Origin of the sequence: Streptomyces rimosus subsp. rimosus (assembly GCF_000720725.1) — a bacterium.
Taxonomy (GTDB): Bacteria; Actinomycetota; Actinomycetes; order Streptomycetales; family Streptomycetaceae; genus Streptomyces; species Streptomyces rimosus_A.
The window spans coordinates 15245-30958 of sequence record NZ_JOCQ01000098.1 but is presented as its reverse complement, the minus strand read 5'-3'; the positions used below and the strand labels follow the sequence as shown (position 1 = coordinate 30958).

The following is a 15714-nucleotide window of genomic DNA, read 5'->3' as shown; positions in this document are numbered from 1 at the left end:
GCACCTCGCGGGCACCTTCGCCGCCCGGCTGGCCGCCTTCGCCGATGGCTCCGCCTGGCCGCCCGAAGCCGCACGGTCGCTGGCGGTGGTGAAGACCGATGGTGTGAGTCTCGCGCCCGAGCCCGCCGCCGCGCACCCCACGGTCGACGTTCTCACCGACAAGGTCGCCGTCGTCATCCAGGACCGTCCGGTGGTCGCCATGACAGCCTGGCTTCAGGACGCGTTCCGGACCGCCGCAGGTGCCGGGCTGGGCCTGCAGATCGTCACCCCGGCCGGGACCACGCTCTCTCCCGCCGTACTCCACAGCCTGGGCAGCTGGCCGTGCCGCTGGGTCGTACGCGACGAGCGGGACGGCTACTACGACGGCCAGTCCGGAGCCGTACTGCGCTGGCAGGACGGCATGTTCGCGCCGGTGGCGGGAGCCGACGCGACCGCCGACGATCCCCGTACACCGGTGGCGGCCTCCTTCAAGGAGGTGGCGGACACCGGGGAGCGCCAGCTCGCCGTGACGTTCCGAACGGTCCATCCCGCAGACGAGCGCCTGGTCCTCGGTGGCGCGCTGGAGTCGATATGGCGCGAGCTCACCGGCGAGCCCCCGGCCGGGTGGGGCACCGCGGAGCCCGCAAGCCTTCCCTGGTCGCCGCGTCGGATGACGGACATCGCCTACGAGCGGGCCCCCGAGCCGGCCTGGTTCGTGGTGGTCGGCAGCCCGGGCCGGCCGGGCCTCGCCACCGTGCGCGTCAGCCGTACGAAGGCGGGTGTGGAGGAGTACGTCACGCTTGCGTTCGGCTACGGAGGCGACGAGGAGCTGCCGGTGGACTCCTTGCCCAGGGCCGCGGAAGTGCTCGCCACCCGCCACCGCCTGCTGTCGATGCTCGTCCAGGTCCGCAGAGCCCACCGGGACCTGGCGGTGCCGCCCCGCTTCGAGGGACCCGGTGTCCCACTGGCCTTCGTGCTCGGCGCCGAGGAAGTCCGCCAGATGCCCGGCGACCGCGCCCGGAAGACGCCGCTGTCCCAGCCACCTGTCCCGCTCGGGCCCAAGGCCCGCCCCGCGATGTACTACCCGCTGCCGGGCGACCCGCTGGACCTGTCGGGCTGGCAGGACTTCGAACGCCTGATGCGGCACCTGAAAGGCGCTTGAACACCTGGGCCGCGGTGGGCAGTCCGCGGCATCCACGCCCAGCACAGCACGGTGGCGAGGCCCCACGGCGCTCAGGAGCCCCGTTGTCACACCTTCGTCATAGCATGGGGAATGCGGATGGCAGCAGTGATCCGCGGTTGGTAGGCATGACCGCATACATGACCGTCAAGCTCGCTGGGGGGAGCACGCGATGAAGTTCGACATGGGAGCGCAGACGCTTTCGACCCTGAGGTCGAAGTCGCAGGGGTCGAGCACGGAACTGGGGACGTTGATCCACCAGCTCGTACAGGCGGCGCAGCCGTTGGAGGGCAAGTTCAACGGCTCGGGCAAGGCGGCATTCGACTCCTTCAAGTCGCGCGCGGACGAGATCACGGCAGCACTGAACAGCGCGCTTGCTGCCATCGTGGGCGGCCAGTCGGGCATGGAATCGGCATTCAGCTCGGGCGTTCACGAGCAGGCCGACAACGCGCGGTCGCAGATGTCGGCCGCGAACTTCGACGCGGCGCGCTTCTCGGGCCGCTGACAGCCCGCTTGCTGTGGGAACACGTAGATCTCAGGGGGAGTGATGATGATGGCCGGCGGTATGGACCGTCGTTCGTACGACACGGGCGCCTCGGCGGAGGCGCAGGGAAATGTCCAGGCAGTGATCGCGCGTCTGGAACAGGTGATCGCGGAGCGCGACGCCCAGGTGAAAGCAGCGATGGCGGACTTCACGGCGGACGGCGTCGCGGACGAATACCACGGCAAGGAGATGCGCTGGAACCGCGCGTCGCAGGAAGTCAAGAACATCATCCAGCTGCTGAAGACCACGCTGGAGAAGAATGACGCGACCGCGCACCAGACACTGGCGCGCGCGAAGTCCGCGGTCGACAACATCGGCTGATCGCCCGCGTGCGCCGGCGGCATAAGCAGTACTGCACGGCGCACCGACGGGGCGCCGGCCAATGGGGGGGCCGGCGTCGCGCAGTCGCGGCGCCGGCGTGAAAGACAGGCATACAGGGGGCGTTCATGGCATCGTGGGACATCCAGCCGCAGGGGGTGCAAGGGCAGTTGAAGGTCGTCGGCACCCATGCCGAAGATCTCGGGAAGGCCCTCACCGCCCTGCTCGCGGACATGCAGGAGGCGGCCGGCGCGGCAGGTACGGCCGTGCCGGGATCGCAGGCCGCGACACGTCCGTACGGGCCGGTGCTGCCGCAGAAGACCCCGAAGTGGACGTCGCAGGTATCGACAGGCCCGGTCACCGCGGCGCTGGCCGAGTACGCCGCGAGTAAGCGCAAGTCGGATTTCCAGGCAATGGCCGATCGTTGCCAGGCCGCCGTTCTGGGCGCGGCCAAAGCCACCAATGAGTATGTCCAGGGCGATCTGGAGGCGGCCGAGAACGCGCAGAACGCGGCGCGAGCCGTGCGGGTGGACGCTCTCAAGGACTTCGGGGGGAAGAAACAGTGAACGACGCGCCGGTCGATCCGGCAGAGGTACCGGTCTTCACCGGCGATCTGGACCTTCTCGCGGACAAGGCGAAGGAACTGTCCCGCGGCGGCTCCAGGATCCACACCATCGGCTCGGACATCCACGCGTCCTTCGGCGGCCTGTCCGCCTACTACAAGGCACCTGAGGCGGAACAGTTGTTCGGCGTCACCAAGCCGGTGGCGGACAAGGCGCACGACCTCAGCAGCGACATGCAGGTCATCGCCAAGGCACTGAGCACCTACGCCCATGAGATCACTCCGCTGGTCGAACAGCTGGAGCAGCTCAAGCGGGACGCCGCCGCCTTCCGCGACAAGGAAGCCGCCGACGAGGACTGGAACGAGGACGGCGACCTCATCGAGGAGAACCTCAACCGCCGCAACAAGATCGCCGAGGTCTGGGCCGCCTTCCAGAGGGCGGAAATCGACTGCCACGGCAAAATCGTCGCCCTGGTCGGCGGCAAGAAACTCCACACGATCGACGCTTCCCACAAAACCGGCTACGGCTACGACGCCGAAACCCTCAAGCAGTCCGAGCACCTGCCCTGGGGCGACGCGGTCGAGGAATCCGTGCCCTGGTGGCAGGTGTGGGAGCACGCCTACGACTTCGGCAAGGGCTTCATCGTCGATGGCGTAGGGGGCACCATCGACGGCCTGTACACCCTGTTCGGCGGACACGGCTCGGAAGCCGCCGGTGAGGCGTGGAAGGGCCTGGCCAAGCTCTCCACCGCAGGCGCGATCACCGCGATCCCCGGTGTGAACGTCGTCTACTGGGGGCTGCCGGGCAAGATGCTTCCCTCCTGGCTGCGGGACTCGCGTAGGACCGTGCTCGACACCGGCAAGGCGCTCCTGGCCTGGGACCAGTGGGAATCGAACGGCTCCCGTGCCGCCGGCGCGGTCACCTTCAACGCCCTGTCCGTCCTCTTCACCCGCGGTGGCGGCTCCGCCGTGCAGGGCGCGGGCAAGGCCGGCGCGGTGGCCAAGGGCCTCGCCGTCGCCGGCAAGGTGGGCAGCGCCCTCGACCCGATGACCTACGTCATCAAGGGCGCAGGCGCGGGCCTGTCGAAGATCGGCGATGTGATGACCCACCTCAAGGGCCTCGGTCACGTCGAGATCCCGAAGATCTCCGAGGGCGCCTACAGCCTGCCCGAAGGCGCCACCAAGATGCCGGACGGCACGATCCGGCTGCCCAAGGAAGCCACCGTCCCGGAAGGAGCGACCAAACTCCCCGACGGCAGAATCAGGCTGCCCGAAGACACGGTCACCCTTCCCCCCAACACGGTGAAGGACCCGTTCACCGGCAAGTTCACGGACGGCGCCGGCAACCTCTACGGCAAGGACGGCACCCTCCACCAACACGCCAAGGACGCCCCGCAGGGACAGCCCACCTCAAACACCGCCGCCGCGGACAAACCACGGGCCGAGCCGCCGGTCCGCCAGGAGCAGCCGGTTCTGGCGGGTGTCGGGGGGCGGGGGGAGGATGTTGTGCGGGTCGGGTCGGACGTCACCGACCCGGTACACACTGGCGGCAAGGCGGGCCACGACAGCACCGGGCCCGCGCACACCGGCCCCATGGGCCGCGCCGCCGAGCACGGCGCCCCGGGCGGCAGCGCGAGCAGCCACCTGCCCACCAACAACGTGGACAACGGGGCGGGCGGAGCGGGACGCACCGGCGGCCACGCGGCTACGACCAGCGGCGGCCACACGGACACGCCGAGCAGCGGCGGCGGCCGCGACGCGTCCGGCGGCTCCACGTCGGACAACGCCATGCCCGGCTCCGGCCACCCAGAGACCTCGGGCTCGAACAGCCTTGACGATCTGGTCGACAGCGCCGACGACGCGGCCCATACGGGCGATGGCCTCGAAACCGGCGCGCGCAACGACACGGCCGGCATGGTGCCGGAGATCGACCCGAGCAGGTACGGCCGGGTCCCCGATGAGGTCGCGCCGACACACACGGGACCGCTAAGGCCGGAGCAGGAAGCCGAACTCCTCTCAGAGCTCAGCCATGCCAAGCTGGACCAGGGGGATCAGGCACTTGTCGTACGTAGCCTCAGCAAGGACCCCTACGGTGCAGGCGTTGCCGACCTCATCAACCGCGGGCATCTTCGCGGGGTGGAGAATTACGATGGAATTCTTAGGATGTGCAAGAAGGGGCCCAGCCGGAGTGATCCCCTCAGCAGCATGGTTCCAGCCGCTTACATGGCCCTTAGTCATGCGACCGAGCTGCAGAGCCGAGGGTTTACGCGTCTTGGTTTCGAGTTCGGAGACGCTACCACACCGTGGGACCTGGATGTCTACACACGCAATGCCGACGGAGGAATCGATTACGGATACCAGCTCAAGAATGTATCCAGCGCCAAGAAGGTACTGAAAAACGCAGAGAGTTCAGCTGGCCAGTTGGACTACGGGCTTATGCGACAAGGTGTTGCCATCCTCGACGTCCATCATCCCATATCAACCTTGAAACCTCGGGCCTTCGGAGCGATAGAGGAGCTGGCAGAGGATTCCGGAGTCACCTTCCTCCTGCGCTTCGAGGATGGAGCGATCAAGATTCCAGCCGACGGCTCCATCTATCCGTAAGGGAAAAGAATGTCAACTCTAATGCGCGCCCCGAAGGAATGTGGATCATGGTTCTGGGACCTCGGAGAGTCCTCTCCTCCAGGGCTTCGATCCGCCTTGCGTGTCGCCACCAGGATGACCGGGGTGCTAGATCGGTTCGACCTGCTCACTCCGGTCAGCCTGGAGTGTAAATGGTACGTACGAGGATCTGGCTTCACCGGCATCACGAGTAGGCTGTCCGCCCTCACGTCACTGGATGATCCTTCCTTGCCCGACAAGGTGCTCGGGACCCAGCCCACCTCCTTGCCGGAATCGAAAATCAGAAGTGTGCAGTTCCTTGGCCCCGGAACATGGTTCGACGCGGAAGGCAAGGCACGCAGGGAGCCGCAACTGGTGGATCTGTCCGTGACGACTGGCTCCTACGGGCCGACAGCCACTCTCTCCGTCCACCATGACATCTGGGGATTGTTCGACTTTCGCGGCCGTCCTCACCATGACGTACAGACCAAGAACGCGCCGCGACTTGCGGACGCATTGCGGGAACTCAATACCGAGCTCGGTGTCACGCCAGAAATAGGTGAGCCAACTTATTTCGGGGTCGCCACCGCATTCGGCATTGCGACGCCAGATGCCGACGAGGACGGCTTTGGCCCAAATCTGACGGACAAGCTCTGAACCTATTGCGATAAGGGGCGAGTGGCTTACGGTTCGGCGCCTCCGAGGAGACACTTCCGTGCCCGGCCGCTACACCCTCCCTGCACCATTGGGCTGCGAGCGCCCAATGCGACAGCTGAAATTCCCGAGAGCCGGTGGGCAGAATAACTCCGCTGGCGACGCCGGCTACATCACCGAAGGGACAGCACAAATAATGCACTCGGCGCCGGACCCGCGTTCGCCATCGGACTCCACGACAACTCGCCGGCGGCAGCTCGCTGGAATGTAGACAAACGCCTGAGGATATACTGTGATCGCCACCGTGGGTGACACCCGGATCACGCGGGATATCTACCAGAGCGTTCTGCCCCAGGTCGGCAAGAACGCGGCCGAGGCCACGGCGAAGCTGGTCCCGCTCCAGCGGAAGACCGAGGCCGAGCAGGCCGCACGGGCGGCGAAGACCGCCAAGAAGAGCAAGAAGGCGAAGGGCAAGAAGAAGGAACCGAATAACAAGCGGGTGAAACCCAAGAAATAAGACCGAACAATCAGTCACACACAGGCAATTCCATGCCCCTCGCCGCGTATCGCACTATGCCCTTAAAGGCCGAGCCTCAGGTCAGCGGCTACCTGACCTGGGTTTCCTCTGAGCTATCTACAGTACTGGTCCGACCGCTCAGGCATCGCTCATGCCCTCGGAGCCCGGCCTGCCAGTGTGGCCTACCGGAAAGGCCGATGACGTTACTCGGTTCACTTACGACGGCGCCGGCGTCGAGCACTATTGCGCGCAGACTGTGGCAACTCCTTGCCGGTGAGCAAGCCGCCTGTGAGTAGCCGACCTTCACGGACACTCTTTGTGATTTGCTGCCGTACCAGCTCCGTACCCACTCCGGCAGTACCGATCATGCCCGTTTCCACCAGTCGGGTGAACATGGTGTTGTCCAAATAGCTGGGAACGTTGGAGTAACCAAAGCGCAGCGCTCCACCCCGGCCGTCCCTCAGCCTTGGGTCGTCGCGCAGGCGCTGGAAGTGCTGCCGGGAGAAGTACATACCCGGCACCATCACGTTGGCTTGCGGGATCAGTCCTTCTGGCGGACACAGCTTTATCCAGCTCGGATCGGGACTCAGCCTGTGGTCATCGGTCGGTTGCCGGAGCCGGGCAGCATATGCGTCCACGTCTTGCATACGCTCGAGTTCGTCGGCCAATTTACGGTCACTGTCCGGATAGTAGTAGCCACCTACCCTGTCCAGCTTCTTGTATTGGACGAGGATGAGGCTCTTACGACTCTGGTGGTAGTAGAGAAGGTCAGCGCCAGAGTTACCTTCGACAGCAGTGCGGTTCACGTTGGCGATCAACAGCGACTGGCCGTCCTGCCGGAAGTGCCGCCATGCAACATGTCCGGTTAGCTCACCGATCCAGCTCAGGAATATCTCGGCGTCCCGGCCGATCTGGTGGTCTTCGATCGCGATGTCATGCTGTGGGGCTGCTCGACTCGCGTCTGATGAAACCGCCTCCGCCCGACTCAAGAGGTCGAGATATGCCGGCGGCGGACTGTCGTCGTACAGTTCCTCGGCTGGCGGATCCCACCGGGCGAGCTGAGGGATGGACATTCCTGCCATACGCCCGATCCCCAGGACTGCGTCGCGCTGGGTCGCCAGGGCCTGACCCGCTTTCGAGCGCACGGTATAGCCGTCAAGTGCCGTTCTGAGTCGGCCGATCACGTGATCTGCGTCGGGCCGCAACTCGACCAAGGCGGTAAGCAGAGCCTTGCCCGTCGCCTCTGTCTGCTGCCCCTCCTCAACTAGGTGCACACGATGTCGCGTGGCCAACAGCGCGATGACTTCGCTCAGAGTTACCGGCTTCGAGAGCAGGGTGACATGGGAGATTTCCAGCTTCTGTTGCAGGTCAGCGACCTGGCGCAGCCGCTTGGTGTGACCCATCCTGGTCACCTGCAAGAGCCCATCTCTGTCGGGGGTCGCGATCAGCGTGATGTGGCTGCCCTTGGTCCAGAACTCTCTGAGCCGAGTGGTCGTCCATGTCCACTCACGACGTCCGGAAGCTGGGAACAACCCCTCTTGCCATTCGAGATATGTCGTCTCGGCCTCTGTGCATCTGATGATCGCAACCATGCCGATCATTCTGTCCGCAGGACTCGCCTGGTGTCGGTGTTCGGGCAAGGACGAACCTCAGGAAACCTGCCCCATGAGCGCTTCCCCAAGGCCAGCATGAACTCCGTCTACACCCCCGGCTGGACAGGAGGATCAGACAGGCGTCTCTCGTACGCCCCGCTGGTCGATACATCGATTGAGTCGGCCCTTCTCGGCTGCAGCAACCCGGCCGCTCCCCCACAAGCTCCTCAGCTGAGGCCCTGACCGGACGGCTGCCGCCCAGCTGGTGCACCTGTCGTGACCAGCTACAGCTCGAAGAAGCTCGCAAGTAGAGCCTCGAAGCCTCGCTCACGCATCGCTCACGCAAGCCACCCCACGGCATCCCAGCCGTGCGGCCCCTCCATGCCCCGAGCAGCGCAAAACCCCAGGCCACGTGCTACGTGACCTGGGGTTTCTCTGAGCCGCCTAAGGGAATCGAACCCTTGACCTACGCATTACGAGTGCGTCGCTCTGGCCGACTGAGCTAAGGCGGCGTGGTGCGGAGCCCAGTCTACACATCGGATGAGGGTGGTCCGAACCGGGTTTCGGTGGGGGTCAGGTGCAGGTCTTGTCGGGGGGTGGGGGTGTGGATTCGAGGAGGTAGGTGTTGATGGTGGTGTCGATGCAGTCGCTGCCGCGGCCGTAGGCGGTGTGGCCGTCGCCGTCGTAGGTGAGGAGGGTGGCGGAGGAGAGCTGGGCGGCGAGGGAGCGGGCCCAGGGGTAGGGGGTGGCGGGGTCGCGGGTGGTGCCGACGACGAGGATGGGGGCGGCGCCGTCGGCGGTGATGCGGTGCGGGGCGCCGGTGGGCTCGACCGGCCAGTACGCGCAGTTCAGGGCGGCCCAGGCGAAGCTTTCGCCGAAGACCGGGGAGGCCTTGCGGAAGGCGGGCAGGGCGGCGCGTACCTCGTCGGGGCCGGAGAAGGCGCCGGGGAGGTCGAGGCAGTTCACGGCGGGGTTGGCGAACATCTGGTTGGCGTAGGTGCCGTCCGGGTCGCGTTCGTAGTACGAGTCGGAGAGGGCGAGCAGGCCGCGGCCGTCGCCCTTCTGGGCTTCGGCGAGGTATTCGCGCAGCACGGGCCAGGCGCCCTCGTCGTACATGGCCGCTGTCACGCCGCTCGTGGCGAGGGATTCGGTGAGGGTGCGGGGGCCGCCGGTGGGGGCGGGGTGGGCGTCGAGTTTCTTGAAGAGGGCGCTCAGGCGGCGGCCCGCTTCTTCGGGGCCGCTGGTGCCCAGGGGGCAGTCGCGCTGTTTGGCGCAGTCCTTGGCGAAGGCCGTGAAGGCCGTGTTGAAGCCGGCGGTCTGGTTGCGGTTCATCGTGCGGGCGGGCAGCGAGGGGTCCATGGCGCCGTCCAGGACGAGGCGACCGACGCGGGAGGGGAAGAGGCCGGCGTATGTGGCGCCGAGGAAGGTGCCGTAGGAGGCGCCTACGTAGGTCAGCTTGTCGTCGCCGAGGACGGCACGCAGGACGTCCATGTCGCGGGCGGATTCGGCGGTCGAGACATGGCCGAGGCGGGCGCCGGAGCGGCGTCGGCAGCCCTGGGCGAAGGTGCGCAGAGCGGAGGTGAGGCGGTCGACCTCGGCGTCGTCGTCGGGGGTCTGGTCGACGCGGGTGAAGTCGTCCATCTGGGCATTGGACAGGCAGGTGATCGGTTCGCTGCGGGCCACGCCGCGGGGGTCCATGGCGACCATGTCGTAACGGGCCCGGACCGCTTCGGGCTGGGGCGCGTACTGCTGGAGGTAGTCGATCGCCGAGCCGCCGGGGCCGCCCGGGTTGACCATGAGGGAGCCGAGGCGGTCGCCGGGCCCGGTGGCTTTCTTGCGGGAGACGGCCAGTTTCAGGTCGGTGGCGGCGTCGGGGTGCTCGTAATCGAGGGGCGCCTTCATCGTCGTGCACTCGAAGCCGACGACTCCGCATTCGCGCCAGGTGAGCTTCTGGTCGTAGTACGGGCGGAGGGCGGAGGGGATGGTGGTGGGGAGGGGCTTGAGGGTGGTGGTCGCCGGGGCCGGCTCGGTGCCGGAGGAGGCCGTACGGCCGCTCGTCGGGGCCCGGGAGGCGGCGGCGCCGGATGGCGGGCTGCCGGACGAGCAGCCGGAGATGAGCAGGGCGGTGGCCGTCAGGACGGTACCGGCGGTTAGGACGGTACCGGCGGTGCGGAGCGGGCGGCTGGTGGCCATGGGCGGTCCCTCGGTTCCTGGGTCGTCGGCAGCGGCAGCCTGGCGGTGGCTGTGACGTCTCTGCGGTGGCGACTCCGCACTGGCACCACCTGCACTGGCAGGAGCCACTTCAGAGGCAGTGACAGTGACTGCGGCTACGGCTACAGCTGCCGGCTTGGGACGGAGCGTATCCGCGCCGGGGCGGAGCGTGGTGATGGGTGCGCTCGTTCGGGTGAGGGAGAGGGGAGGGGTGGATGGGGCCGGAGGCGGGCGGGGGTGGGCGGAGGCGGGCCCTATGCGAAGCGCCCCCTGCTCCGCAGCGCGAAGCGCCCCTCAGCCCTTCCGCAGCGCCGCCGTCATCGCCTCCACCGCCAGGAGCGGGGCCACGTTGCGGTCCAGTGCCTGGCGGCAGGCGATGACGGCCTCTATCCGGCGCAGTGTGCGTTCGGGAGTGGAGGAGGACGCGATACGGCGGATGCTGTCGCGGACCTCGTCGTTGGCGAGGGGGACCGTGGAGCCCAGCTGGAGGGCCAGGACGTCGCGGTAGAAGCCGGTGAGGTCGGTCAGGGCGAGGTCGAGGCTGTCGCGCTGGGTGCGGGTGGAGCGGCGCTTCTGCTTGTCCTGGAGCTCCTTCATGGCGCCCGCGGTGCCGCGCGGCAGGCGGCCGCCCGTGCCGGCCGCGGCGCCGAGCGCGGCGCGCAGCTCCTCCGTCTCCTTGGTGTCCACCTCCTCGGCAACCTGCTTGGCGTCCTCCGTCGCGGCGTCGATCAGCTCCTGGGCGCCCTTGAGGCAGCCGCCTATGTCGTCCACGCGCAGGGGGAGTTTGAGGACGGCGTTCCGCCGGGCGCGGGCCCGTTCGTCGGTGGCCAGGCGGCGGGCCCGGTCGATGTGGCCCTGGGTGGCGCGCGCGGCGGCAGCAGCGGCCTCCGGCTCGATGCCGTCCCGGCGGACCAGGACGTCGGCGACGGCGGCGACCGGCGGCGTACGCAAGGTCACGTGACGGCAGCGGGAACGGATGGTGGGCAGTACGTCCTCGATGGAGGGGGCGCACAGCAGCCAGACCGTACGGGGAGCGGGCTCCTCGACGGCCTTGAGGAGGACGTTGCCCGCGCCCTCGGTGAGGCGGTCGGCGTCCTCCAGGACGATCACCTGCCAGCGGCCTCCCGACGGGGACATGGAGGAGCGGCGGACCAGGTCGCGGGTCTCCTTCACACCGATCGAGAGCAGGTCCGTACGGACGACCTCGACGTCGGCGTGGGTGCCCACCAGGCTCGTGTGGCAGCCCTCGCAGAAGCCGCAGCCTGGGGCGCCGCCGAGGGCGCGGTCCGGGCTGACGCACTGGAGGGCGGCGGCGAAGGCGCGCGCGGCGGTGGCGCGGCCGGCGCCGGGCGGGCCGGTGAACAGCCACGCGTGGGTCATCTTGGACGTGCCGGACTGGGCTATCGGGTCGGCGCCGGCCACGGCCGCGCCCTCGGCGGTGACCAGTGCGTCCGCGTCGCGCGCGGCCGCGGCGAGCTGCTCGATCAGGCGTTCCTGCCCGACCACGTCATCCCACACCGCCATGTCGCTGCCCGCCGTTCCTGTCCTGTGTGTACCTGTCCGTACCCGGTCGTACTGGGCGTAACTGGCCTGGCCCCACCTGGCCTGGCCCCACCTGGCCTGTCCGTACTGCCCGTGCCGTCCCGTTGCGCCCTTCGCTGGTTCCATTGTGGGGGCTCCCACTGACAGCCGGGCGTCCCGAGCAACGGGCCGGGCCCCGGCAGCCGCGTTGCTTCGCTGCTGCCGGGCCCGTTCCGTTCACCTCATCCGTCGGCACTCCGGTCGTTTCGCCCCACCCGACGGAGCTCCGGTCGTTCCCGTCGCCTCGCCGGTCCGCAGGCGTCAGCCCCGACGCCCCCGCCGACCCCGCCCCCGCTGCTCGTCCTCGTCCTCGCGCGGGCCGAGGAGTTCGTCGGCCAGCGTCGGCAGGTCGTCCAGCGGGGTCTCCTCCGCCCACGCCGGGCGGCGTCGCGGGGCGGGCTCGACCGGTTCGCCGGTGGACGGGTCGATCTGGGGGAGTTCCCTCGTACGCTCCACGCCGGAGGCACCGGACGGGCCGGTCCCGGAGCGCGCGTCCGTACGGTTGTCACGCGCGCCCGTGCGGCCGTCGCCCTCCTTCCGGAACATCCACTCCGGTACGCGGTCCGCCGGGTCGTCCCCGCGCCGCGCCTGTTCGCGCGCCTGCCAGTCGTCGTGGGCCTCGGGCCGTACGGGCGGCAGCACCGCGGTCTCGTCCGAGGACCCCGGCACGTCCCGATGCTGCGGCAGAACCGTGGTCTCGTCGGAGGCCCCCCGCACGTCCCGATGCTGCGGCAGCACCGCGGTCTCCTCGGCATCCGAGGCCGGGGACGAGGACGAGGACGGAGCCGAAGGCGAGGACGGACCCTGGGACCGCGCCGACTCCCCCGACTTCCCCGACTCCCGACGCCCCCGCCCCTCCAACCCCGCCATCGGCGTCTCCGTAGTCGGCGCCTCCGCGGCCTCCGCCGCCCGCGCGGCCTCTTCCTCGGCCCTGCGCGCGGCCTCGGCCTCTTCCTTGGCGCGCGCTTCCGCCTCGGCCCTGGCCTTGGCCTCCGCCTCGGCCGCTGCCGCGAGCCGCGCCTGTTCCGCGCGCAGCAGTGCCTCCTCGGCCTTGCGCTGCTTCTCCAGGCGGCGCTCGTCGGCCTCCTTGCGCAGCCGCTGCTCCTCCTCGGCGCGCTTGCGCAGCCGCTCCTGCTCCTCCTGCCGCGCGCGCTCCTCGGCCTCACGCCGTCGGCGCTCCTCCTCAGCCGCCTTACGGGCTTCCTCGGCGCGCTGCCGAGCCTCCTCCGCCTGGCGGGCGGCCTCGCGGGCCTTGGCCTCCTCGATCTCGCGGCGCTTGCGCTCCTCCTCCTCGGCGCGCAGCTTGGCGAGCTGTTCCTGCCGTTCGCGCTCCTTGCGCTCCTCCTCGGCCTTGCGCGCGGCCTCTTCCTCGGCCTTGCGCCGGGCTTCCTCCTCGGCCGCCTTGCGGGCCTCCTCCTGGGCCTTGATCTCGGCCTCGGACATCGGCAGGACCTGGTCGAGGCGGTGCCGTACGACGGTGGTGACGGCCTCCGGCTCCTGGCCGGCGTCGATGACCAGGTAGCGCGCCGGGTCGGCGGCGGCCAGCGTCAGGAAGCCGGAGCGGACCCGCTGGTGGAACTCGGCGGGCTCGGACTCCATCCGGTCCGGGGCCTCGGTGAAGCGCTCGCGGGCGGTCTCCGGGGCGACGTCGAGGAGCACGGTCAGGTGCGGTACGAGGCCGTCGGTGGCCCAGCGGGAGATACGGGCGATCTCGGTGGGGGCGAGGTTGCGGCCCGCGCCCTGGTAGGCGACGGAGGAGTCGATGTACCGGTCGGTGATGACGACGGCGCCGCGCTCCAGCGCCGGGCGGATCACGCTGTTGACGTGTTCGGCGCGGTCGGCGGCGAACATCAGGGCCTCGGCGCGGTCCGACAGGCCCGAGGTGGACACGTCCAGGATGATCGAGCGCAGCCGCTTGCCGATGGCGGTGGCGCCCGGCTCGCGGGTCACCACGACCTCGTGGCCCTTGCCGCGGATCCACTCCGCCAGCGCCTGGACCTGCGTCGACTTGCCGGCCCCGTCGCCGCCCTCCAGGGCGATGAAGAAGCCGGTGGGGGCCGGTGCCTGGTCCGGGTCGCCGCCGCGCAGCGCCTCGCGCAGATCGCGTCCGAGGGGGACGCCCTGGCGGTCGTCCACCTTGCCGAGCACCCACGCGGCGACCGGCAGCAGCAGGGCGCCGACCAGCATCAGGGTGAAGGCGGCGCCACCGTGCGAGAAGACGTTCCGGTCGCCGGCGAGGTGGTGCGGGCCGATGACCCCGGCCAGCAGCGGCGCGACGATGACGGCCAGCGCGACGACGAGCCGGACGACCGCGTGCAGATGCTCGGTCGTACGGGCGGAACGGGCCTCCTCGGTCTCCTGGTCGAGCAGGGTGTGCCCGGTGTTGGCCGCGATGCCGGACGCCACTCCGGCGAGCAGCATCAGCAGGACGACCGTCGTCGTGTCCGGGACCAGTCCGGCCGCCAGCAGCGCCAGGCCCGTGACGGCCACCGCGAGGGCCAGCAGGCGGCGCCGGGACAGCGCGGGCAGCACCTTGTGCGCGCCGCGGATGCCCGCGACCGGACCGGCGCTCAGGCCGAGCACCAGCAGCCCGAAGGCGACCGGGCCGCCGCCGAGGTCACCGGCGTGCAGGACCGCCACCGAGACGGCCGCGGCGATCGCGCCGGCCACCGCCGCGCAGGCCAGCACCAGCAGCGGTACGGCGCCGGTGCGGCCCCGGTCGGCACCCGCTTCGGTCTTCGGGCGGCGCAGGCCCTCCAGGGGCGAGCGGGGGCGCGGGGTCTGCGTACCGGGAAGTTCGAGGAAGTACAGGATCGAGATGGACGCGGCGAAGAGGCCGGAGGCCACGTACGAGGCGAGCGCGGCCTGGTGGACGGCGAACCAGTCGATGCCGTTGGCCAGCAGCCTGGCCACGAGGGTGACGACGATCAGTCCGGCGGCGGCCAGCGGGAGCGACACGAAAGCCGTACGCAGCGACAGGCGGCGCAGCGCGTCCAGGTTGTCCGGCAGCGGGCGGACGGCCGAGCCCTCGGCGGGCGGCGCGGGCAGCAGTCCGGGCGCCGCGCTCTCCCGGGCGACGGTCCAGAAGCGCTCGGCCACGCCGGTGACGAAGACCGTCACCAGCAGCCAGATCAGCGCGCTGCCCGGCGTCCAGTCGATCCACAGCGGGGCGACGACCAGCAGCGCCAGCCGCAGCCCGTCCGCTCCGATCATGGTCCAGCGCCGGTCCAGCGGGCCCGAGGGCGCGGTCAGCGCGGACAGCGGGCCCAGCAGCACCGCCCCGGACAGCAGGGTGGCCAGCATCCGGGCCGCGAAAACGGCGGCGACGGCCAGGGCCGCGCCCCGATAGCCGCCGCCGAAGGCCGCCTGGCCGCCGGAGGGGACGTACAGCGCCGCTTGCAGCGAAAGCAGTACGAGCACCAGCAGGGCAAGGGCATCGCCGATCGCCCCGACGAACTGTGCGCTCCAGAGCCGCTTCAGTGGGGGGAAGCGGAGCAGGGCTCGCACGGCGCGCTCGCGGGAGTCCGCGACGAGGGCGCCGGATGTGGGGGTCACGACCGTAGGGAGCTCGGCACGCGTCATTCCGCCAGCCTATCGGCCGGATATGACAGGTCCAGCGTCCACCCGAACACACGGACGGGTGGGTTTGGGGCGGGGTCTCACGGATCACCCTGGTACGGATGGTCCGGGAGACCCGGCCTCAGCCCTCCAGCAGTATGTCGTCGAAGATCTCGATCACGACGATGACGAGCAGGCCGTGTGCGACGACGTACTCGATGAGGAGCCCCGGCGCCACCTGTACCTTGCGGTCGTCCTCATGCGTGCCGATATGCGCCGTGGCTTTGTGGTACGGGTCGAGAGCAAGCTTGGCCAGCCCGCGTTCGAGCATGTCCCGCCGCTCCGGCGCCATGGCGTCAGCGGTCGCCTTCGCCTCGACGGTGTAGGTGAAGCCGTACGTCAACGACGTGCTCCCCC

12 protein-coding genes and 1 tRNA gene are annotated in these 15714 nt (G+C 69.4%); 7 read left to right on the top strand and 6 right to left on the bottom strand.

The window, feature by feature from the left end; translation table 11 throughout:
• The 7 genes from IH45_RS0134250 to IH45_RS0134225 all read left to right on the top strand — a co-directional run.
• On the top strand, nucleotides 1-1141 hold a 1141-nt coding region (locus IH45_RS0134250), incomplete at its 5' end, for a DUF6177 family protein (protein WP_030677751.1).
• Between the two features lie 190 nt (nucleotides 1142-1331).
• Entirely contained in the window at nucleotides 1332-1664 is a 333-nt protein-coding gene (locus IH45_RS0134245; protein WP_030677749.1) for a hypothetical protein, read from the top strand.
• A gap of 48 nt (nucleotides 1665-1712) precedes the next feature.
• Nucleotides 1713-2024: a pore-forming ESAT-6 family protein gene (locus IH45_RS0134240; RefSeq protein WP_030677746.1), complete on the top strand. Its 312-nt coding sequence runs from the start codon at nucleotides 1713-1715 to the stop codon at nucleotides 2022-2024.
• A gap of 125 nt (nucleotides 2025-2149) precedes the next feature.
• Complete coding sequence (locus IH45_RS0134235) at nucleotides 2150-2587, top strand: DUF6507 family protein (protein WP_030677742.1); 438 nt, start codon at nucleotides 2150-2152, stop codon at nucleotides 2585-2587.
• Entirely contained in the window at nucleotides 2584-5187 is a 2604-nt protein-coding gene (locus IH45_RS0134230; RefSeq protein WP_030677738.1) for a hypothetical protein, read from the top strand. The genes IH45_RS0134235 and IH45_RS0134230 overlap by 4 nt, the downstream gene beginning before the upstream one ends.
• Nucleotides 5188-5433: 246 nt before the next feature.
• Complete coding sequence (locus tag IH45_RS1000000150305; RefSeq protein WP_234440781.1) at nucleotides 5434-5841, top strand: hypothetical protein; 408 nt, start codon at nucleotides 5434-5436, stop codon at nucleotides 5839-5841.
• 289 nt (nucleotides 5842-6130) lie between these two features.
• The gene (locus IH45_RS0134225; RefSeq protein ID WP_234440780.1) at nucleotides 6131-6355 is read left to right on the top strand and encodes a hypothetical protein; all 225 of its coding nucleotides are present in this window, start codon (nucleotides 6131-6133) and stop codon (nucleotides 6353-6355) included.
• A gap of 212 nt (nucleotides 6356-6567) precedes the next feature.
• Here IH45_RS0134225 and IH45_RS0134220 read toward each other — a convergent pair whose 3' ends face one another.
• From IH45_RS0134220 to IH45_RS0134195, 6 genes are all read right to left on the bottom strand, one after another.
• Nucleotides 6568-7947: a hypothetical protein gene (locus IH45_RS0134220; protein WP_030677731.1), complete on the bottom strand. Its 1380-nt coding sequence runs from the start codon at nucleotides 7945-7947 to the stop codon at nucleotides 6568-6570.
• A gap of 438 nt (nucleotides 7948-8385) precedes the next feature.
• Nucleotides 8386-8459: transfer RNA gene (locus IH45_RS0134215), tRNA-Thr, on the bottom strand.
• Nucleotides 8460-8520: 61 nt separating this feature from the next.
• On the bottom strand, nucleotides 8521-10140 hold the full coding sequence (locus tag IH45_RS0134210) for an alpha/beta hydrolase (protein WP_030677728.1): 1620 nt from the start codon (nucleotides 10138-10140) through the stop codon (nucleotides 8521-8523).
• A 312-nt stretch (nucleotides 10141-10452) separates the two neighbouring features.
• Nucleotides 10453-11682 carry a DNA polymerase III subunit delta' gene (locus IH45_RS0134205; RefSeq protein ID WP_030677725.1) on the bottom strand — a complete coding sequence of 410 codons (1230 nt, stop codon included), beginning with the start codon at nucleotides 11680-11682 and terminating at the stop codon, nucleotides 10453-10455.
• 318 nt (nucleotides 11683-12000) lie between these two features.
• Entirely contained in the window at nucleotides 12001-15321 is a 3321-nt protein-coding gene (gene tmk / locus IH45_RS0134200; RefSeq protein WP_030677722.1) for a dTMP kinase, read from the bottom strand.
• Nucleotides 15322-15439: 118 nt separating this feature from the next.
• Entirely contained in the window at nucleotides 15440-15700 is a 261-nt protein-coding gene (locus tag IH45_RS0134195; protein ID WP_030677720.1) for a hypothetical protein, read from the bottom strand.
• Between the last annotated feature and the right edge of the window lie 14 nt (nucleotides 15701-15714).

Bases quoted from the DNA above. Each gene is read 5' to 3' on its own strand.
- IH45_RS0134245 (WP_030677749.1), top strand. From the start codon at position 1,332: ATGAAGTTCGACATGGGAGCGCAGACGCTTTCGACCCTGAGGTCGAAG.
- tmk (WP_030677722.1), bottom strand. From the start codon at position 15,321: ATGACGCGTGCCGAGCTCCCTACGGTCGTGACCCCCACATCCGGCGCC.
- IH45_RS0134235 (WP_030677742.1), top strand. From the start codon at position 2,150: ATGGCATCGTGGGACATCCAGCCGCAGGGGGTGCAAGGGCAGTTGAAG.
- IH45_RS0134205 (WP_030677725.1), bottom strand. From the start codon at position 11,682: ATGGCGGTGTGGGATGACGTGGTCGGGCAGGAACGCCTGATCGAGCAG.
- IH45_RS0134210 (WP_030677728.1), bottom strand. From the start codon at position 10,140: ATGGCCACCAGCCGCCCGCTCCGCACCGCCGGTACCGTCCTAACCGCC.
- IH45_RS0134240 (WP_030677746.1), top strand. From the start codon at position 1,713: ATGGCCGGCGGTATGGACCGTCGTTCGTACGACACGGGCGCCTCGGCG.
- IH45_RS0134220 (WP_030677731.1), bottom strand. From the start codon at position 7,947: ATGGTTGCGATCATCAGATGCACAGAGGCCGAGACGACATATCTCGAA.